Raw genomic sequence first — 6,190 nt, 5'->3', positions numbered from 1 at the left:
CCGGGTTGCCCGGGCGACACTTCTTGACCCCTCACGTGCGGGACAGGGGGGGGTAGCGTGGCGGGATGCGGGTGGACCTCAACGCCGACCTCGGCGAGACCGTCGACGGGATGCCGACCGCCGACGACGAAGCGATGTTCGCGGTGATCTCCAGCGCGAACGTCGCGTGCGGGGGCCACGCCGGAGACGCCGACTCGATGCGCGCCTCGGTGGAGCGCGCCGCGCGCTTCGGCGTCGCCGTGGGGGCGCACCCCTCGTACGACGACCGCGCGAACTTCGGACGCGTGCGCCGCGACCCGCCGCCGTCCCAGCTGCGGGCGAGTGTCGCCGCGCAGCTCGACGCGCTCGCCGCCGCCGGGGCCGACCTGCGCTACGTCAAACCCCACGGCGCGCTCTACCACGCGGTCATCGACGACGCGGCGCAAGCCGGGGCCGTGGTCGCCGCCGTCGCCGACCACTCGGCGAGGCTCGGCCGGGCCCTACCGGTGCTCGGGCTCCCGGGCGCGATCGCCGAGGCCGCGGCATCCGCGGGTCTTCCGTTCGTCCACGAGGCGTTCCTCGACCGCGGGTACGAGTCGACCGGCGGGCTGGTGCCGCGCGACCGCCCGGGAGCGCTCGTCGACGACCCGGCGCGCGTCGCCGACCGCGTCGTGCGACTCGTCCGGGAGGGGACGGTCGACACGGTCGACGGCGGCCTGCTCGCCGTGGATGCCGCGTCCCTGTGCCTCCACGGTGACACCCCGGCGGCGGTGGCGATCGCCCGGGCCGTCCGGGCCGCGCTCGACGCCGAGGGGATCTGGGTGCGCGCGCCGTGGTGAGCGTGCGGCTCCGGCCGATGGGCGAGCGGGCCGTCCTCGCCGAGGTCGACGACCTCGACGCCGTCCTCGCACTGCACGCCGCGCTCGCCGCGGATCCGCCCGACGGCGTCGACGACCTGGTCCCGGCGGCCCGCACGGTGCTCGTCGCGTTCGACCCCGCCCGTCTCAGCGCCGCCGCCGTCCGGACGTGGGTCCTCTCGGCCGGGAGCGCGAACGCGGCGGCCGTGCCGCCCGGACCGCTCGTCGAGATCCCCGTCCGCTACGACGGCCCGGATCTCGACGAGACCGCGGGGATCCTCGGCATCCGTCCCACCGACCTCGTCGCCCGCCACGCGGCAGCCGAGTGGGCCGTCGCGTTCACCGGTTTCGCCCCGGGGTTCGCCTACCTCGTCAGCGCGGCCTGGCCCGGGAATGTCCCCCGGCTTCCGCAGCCGCGGACACGCGTCCCGGCCGGATCCGTCGGCCTCGCGGGGGAGTTCACCGGGGCGTACCCGCGCGAGACCCCGGGCGGCTGGCGCCTCATCGGGACCACTGACGCTCCGCTCTTCGTCCCGGATGCCACCGACCCGGTGCTCCTCGCCCCCGGTGCCCGGGTACGGTTCGTGCCGCAGCGCGCGCGTGTCTCCGCGGCCGGGGCAGTCGCTGCGGGAGGAGATTCGGCCGGCGGAGGAACGGATGCGGCGGCGGCGCCCTCCGCGGCCGGAATCTCCTCCCGTCGCCTCCCGCCGCACGGCGACCCGGCGCTGCACATCCTCGCCCCGGGCGCCTTCGCGACGGTGCAGGATCTCGGACGCCCCGATCGCGCCGCTCTCGGCGTCGCCCGCTCCGGCGCGCTCGATCGAGCGTCGCTTCGCATCGCCAACCGCCTCGTCGGCAACGAGGACACGGCCGCGGGCGTCGAGATCGTGCTCGGCGGCTTCCGCGCCCGCGTCGTCCGCGACACGTGGATCGCCGTCACCGGTGCTCTCGCCGACATCCGCGTCGCCGGAAGAGCGGTGGATGCCTACGCTCCCGTGCTCGTTCCCTCCGGTGCCGAACTGAGCATCGGGGTGGCCCGCGCCGGGGCGCGGCTCGTCCTGGGGATCCGCGGCGGGGTCGCGGCATCCGTGTTCCTGGGGTCGCGGTCGACCGACGTCCTGGCCGCGCTGGGGCCGGCACCGCTGCGCGCCGGGGACGTGCTGGGCGTGGGGGAGGTGCCGCACCCGGTTCCCGTCGTCGACGTCTTTCCCTGGTCGGTCCCGGGCTCGCTGATCGACGTGCCGATCGCGCCGGGTCCGCGCGCCGACTGGTTCACGACCGACGCGCGGCGCACGCTGGCCGGCGCGACCTGGACCGTGTCCGGCGACGCCGACCGTGTCGGCATCCGTCTGGACGGCCCGGCGCTCGACCGCGTCCGGCATGACGAGCTCCCGAGTGAGGGCATGCGTCCGGGAGCCCTGCAGGTGCCGCCCCACGGGAGGCCGGTCGTCCTGCTCGCGGACGGCCCGGTGACCGGGGGATACCCCGTGATCGCGGTGGTGACGGATGCCGGCCTCGATCGTCTCGCGCACGTGCGGCCCGGTGATCGCCTGCGTTTCCGCGGTTCGTGAGGCCGATCCGGGGAATCCCCGGCGGCCGTGCGCGGTTATACCGCAGGTACGCAAAGTCGTCAAGAATTCGACTGGACACGGCGCGTCCTCCCGCGTATGCTTGGACTTTGCGCTCCTCGATTCCCCCTGCCCTCATATGGTGGTCGGCTGAGCCTGTCCGTCCCCGCTTCACCGCGGTGTGCGACGAGCAGGTTATCGGGGCAGGAACGCACTCCACCTGACGACAAGGAATCACGAGCCCCTCGCCCGGGCTTCTGGAGGTTATTCCCTTGGCTGCTGCGAGCAACGCATCCACCACCACCCCGAAGAGCGGACGCGGCGCATCCCGCCTCTCGTTCGCGAAGATCTCCGACAAGCTGACCGTTCCCGATCTGCTCGCCCTGCAGACCGAGTCGTTCGACTGGCTGGTCGGTAACGAAGCCTGGAAGGCCCGGGTCGCCGAGGCTCAGGCCGTCGGTCGCACCGACGTCCCCGAGATCAGCGGTCTCGAGGAGATCTTCGAGGAGATCTCGCCCATCGAGGACCTGAGCGAGACGATGCAGCTCTCGTTCACGAACCCCTACCTCGAGCCCGAGAAGTACTCGATCGAAGAGTGCAAGGAGCGCGGCAAGACCTACGCCGCCCCGCTGTACGTCGAGGCCGAGTTCATGAACCACCAGACCGGTGAGATCAAGACCCAGACGGTCTTCATGGGCGACTTCCCGCTCCAGACCGACAAGGGCACGTTCATCATCAACGGCACCGAGCGTGTCGTGGTGTCGCAGCTCGTGCGTTCGCCCGGTGTCTACTTCGACAAGACGCCCGACAAGACCTCCGACAAGGACATCGTGTCGGCTCGCGTGATCCCCTCGCGTGGTGCCTGGCTCGAGTTCGAGATCGACAAGCGCGACCAGGTCGGCGTCCGCATCGACCGCAAGCGCAAGCAGTCGGTCACCGTGTTCCTCAAGGCCCTGGGCCTGACGAGCGAGGACATCCTCGCCGAGTTCGCCGGCTTCGACTCGATCGAAGAGACGCTCTCCAAGGACACGATCCTCACGAAGGAAGATGCGCTCCGCGACATCTACCGCAAGCTCCGTCCGGGCGAGCAGGTCGCGGCCGAGGCCGCCCGCGCGCTGCTGGACAACTTCTACTTCAACTCCAAGCGCTACGACCTGGCCAAGGTCGGCCGGTACAAGATCAACCAGAAGCTCGGCCTCGACAAGCCGCTGAGCGACTCGGTGCTCACCGTCGACGACATCGTCGCCACGATCAAGTACCTCGTGCGTCTGCACCGCGGCGACTCGGTGTTCGACGGCGTGCGTCACGGCCAGGCCGCCGAGATCCGCCTCGACGTCGACGACATCGACAACTTCGGCAACCGTCGCATCCGCGCGGTCGGCGAGCTCATCCAGAACCAGGTCCGCACCGGTCTGTCCCGCATGGAGCGCGTCGTCCGCGAGCGCATGACCACGCAGGACATCGAGGCCATCACGCCGCAGACCCTGATCAACGTGCGCCCCGTCGTCGCCGCGATCAAGGAGTTCTTCGGAACCTCGCAGCTCTCGCAGTTCATGGACCAGAACAACCCGCTTGCGGGCCTGACCCACAAGCGTCGCCTCTCGGCGCTGGGCCCCGGTGGTCTGTCCCGTGAGCGTGCCGGCGTCGAGGTCCGTGACGTCCACCCCTCGCACTACGGCCGCATGTGCCCCATCGAGACGCCGGAAGGCCCGAACATCGGTCTGATCGGTTCGCTCGCATCGTTCGCGCGCATCAACGCGTTCGGTTTCATCGAGACCCCGTACCGTCGCGTCGTCGACGGTCGCGTGACCGACCAGATCGACTACCTCACCGCGAGCGAAGAGAGCGACCACATCGTCGCTCAGGCCGGTGTCGCCCTCAAGGCCGACGGCCACTTCGTCGAGGACCGCATCCTCGCCCGTCGCGGTCAGGGTGGCGAGGTCGACCTGTTCCCCGTCGACGAGATCGGCTACATGGACGTCTCGCCGCGCCAGATGGTGTCGGTGGCGACCTCGCTCATCCCGTTCCTCGAGCACGACGACGCCAACCGCGCCCTCATGGGTGCGAACATGCAGCGCCAGGCCGTTCCGCTGGTGCGCAGCGAGTCGCCCGTCGTCGGTACCGGTATGGAGGGCTTCGCCGCGATCGACGCCGGCGACGTCGTCACCGCCGAGAAGGCCGGCGTCGTCCTGGAGGTCTCGGCCGACGTCGTGACCGTCCAGCTCGACGAGGGCGGCACGCAGGACTACTTCCTCCGCAAGTTCGACCGCTCCAACCAGGGCACGTCGTACAACCAGCGCGTGGTCGTCTCCGCCGGTGAGCGCGTCGAGTTCGGCGAGGTCATCGCCGACGGTCCCGCGACCGAGAACGGCGAGCTCGCCCTCGGCAAGAACCTCCTCGTGGCGTTCATGACGTGGGAGGGTCACAACTTCGAGGACGCGATCATCCTCAGCCAGGACCTCGTGAAGGACGACACGCTCTCGTCGATCCACATCGAGGAGTACGAGGTCGACGCGCGCGACACCAAGCTCGGCAAGGAGGAGATCACCCGTGACCTCCCCAACGTCAGCCCCGACCTGCTGAAGGACCTCGACGAGCGCGGCATCGTCCGCATCGGTGCCGAGGTCCGCCCCGGCGACATCCTCGTCGGCAAGGTCACGCCCAAGGGTGAGACCGAGCTGTCGGCCGAGGAGCGTCTGCTCCGCGCGATCTTCAACGAGAAGAGCCGCGAAGTCCGTGACACCTCGTTGAAGGTGCCCCACGGCGAGCAGGGCACGATCATCGCCGTCAAGGAGTTCAACGCCGAGGACGGCGACGACGAGCTCGGCTCGGGCGTCAACCGCCGCGTCGTGGTCTACATCGCCCAGAAGCGCAAGATCACCGAGGGCGACAAGCTCGCCGGCCGCCACGGCAACAAGGGTGTCATCGCCAAGATCCTCCCGATCGAGGACATGCCCTTCCTCGCCGACGGCACCCCCGTCGACGTCGTGCTCAACCCGCTCGGCATCCCGGGTCGAATGAACTTCGGTCAGGTCCTCGAGCTCCACCTCGGCTGGATCGCCCAGCAGGGCTGGAAGGTCGAGGGGACGCCCGAGTGGGCGACGAACCTGCCCGAGGTGGCTCGCGAGGCCGCTCCCGGCACCAAGGTCGCCACCCCGGTGTTCGACGGCGCCTTCGAGGACGAGATCGCGGGTCTGCTCGACTCGACGATCCCCAACCGCGACGGCAACCGCCTGATCGACTCGACCGGTAAGACCGTGCTGTTCGACGGTCGCCACGGTGAGCCCTTCCCGGCGCCCATCTCGGTCGGCTACATGTACATCCTGAAGCTGCACCACCTCGTCGATGACAAGATCCACGCGCGCTCGACGGGCCCGTACTCGATGATCACGCAGCAGCCGCTGGGTGGTAAGGCGCAGTTCGGTGGTCAGCGCTTCGGTGAGATGGAGGTGTGGGCCCTCGAGGCCTACGGTGCCGCGTACGCGCTGCAGGAACTCCTCACGATCAAGTCCGACGACATCCTCGGCCGCGTCAAGGTCTACGAGGCGATCGTCAAGGGCGAGAACATCCAGGAGCCCGGCATCCCCGAGTCGTTCAAGGTGCTCATGAAGGAGATGCAGTCGCTCTGCCTGAACGTCGAGGTCCTCTCGGCCGACGGCACGGCGGTCAACCTCCGTGACACCGACGACGACGCCTTCCGCGCCGCAGAAGAGCTCGGTATCAACATCTCCAGCCGCTTCGAGTCCTCGTCCATCGACGAGATCTGACCCGGCCAGGCAACGAACA

Annotated in this window: 3 protein-coding genes; all 3 read left to right on the top strand. The window is 70.0% G+C overall.

The features are described 5' to 3' along the window. Window positions 1-65: 65 nt before the first annotated feature. The 3 genes from AC3E6M_RS16750 to rpoB all read left to right on the top strand — a co-directional run bounded on the left by AC3E6M_RS16750 (window position 66) and on the right by rpoB (window position 6,171). Window positions 66-818 (top strand): 5-oxoprolinase subunit PxpA, encoded by a 753-nt coding sequence (locus AC3E6M_RS16750; protein ID WP_138175664.1) that lies wholly within the window; start codon window positions 66-68, stop codon window positions 816-818. After that, complete coding sequence (locus AC3E6M_RS16745) at window positions 815-2,407, top strand: 5-oxoprolinase subunit B/C family protein (protein ID WP_490530567.1); 1,593 nt, start codon at window positions 815-817, stop codon at window positions 2,405-2,407. The genes AC3E6M_RS16750 and AC3E6M_RS16745 overlap by 4 nt, the downstream gene beginning before the upstream one ends. A 269-nt stretch (window positions 2,408-2,676) precedes the next feature. Further along, entirely contained in the window at window positions 2,677-6,171 is a 3,495-nt protein-coding gene (gene rpoB, locus AC3E6M_RS16740; protein WP_490530566.1) for a DNA-directed RNA polymerase subunit beta, read from the top strand. Window positions 6,172-6,190: the final 19 nt, after the last annotated feature.

The sequence above is a fragment of the Microbacterium sp. SCPM-O-B-15248 (M128) genome (genome assembly GCF_058214835.1).
Note: the sequence above shows the minus strand (reverse complement) of the source record. Positions and strands in the feature narration are given on the sequence as shown.

Bases quoted from the DNA above. Each gene is read 5' to 3' on its own strand.
- AC3E6M_RS16750 (WP_138175664.1), top strand. From the start codon at position 66: ATGCGGGTGGACCTCAACGCCGACCTCGGCGAGACCGTCGACGGGATG.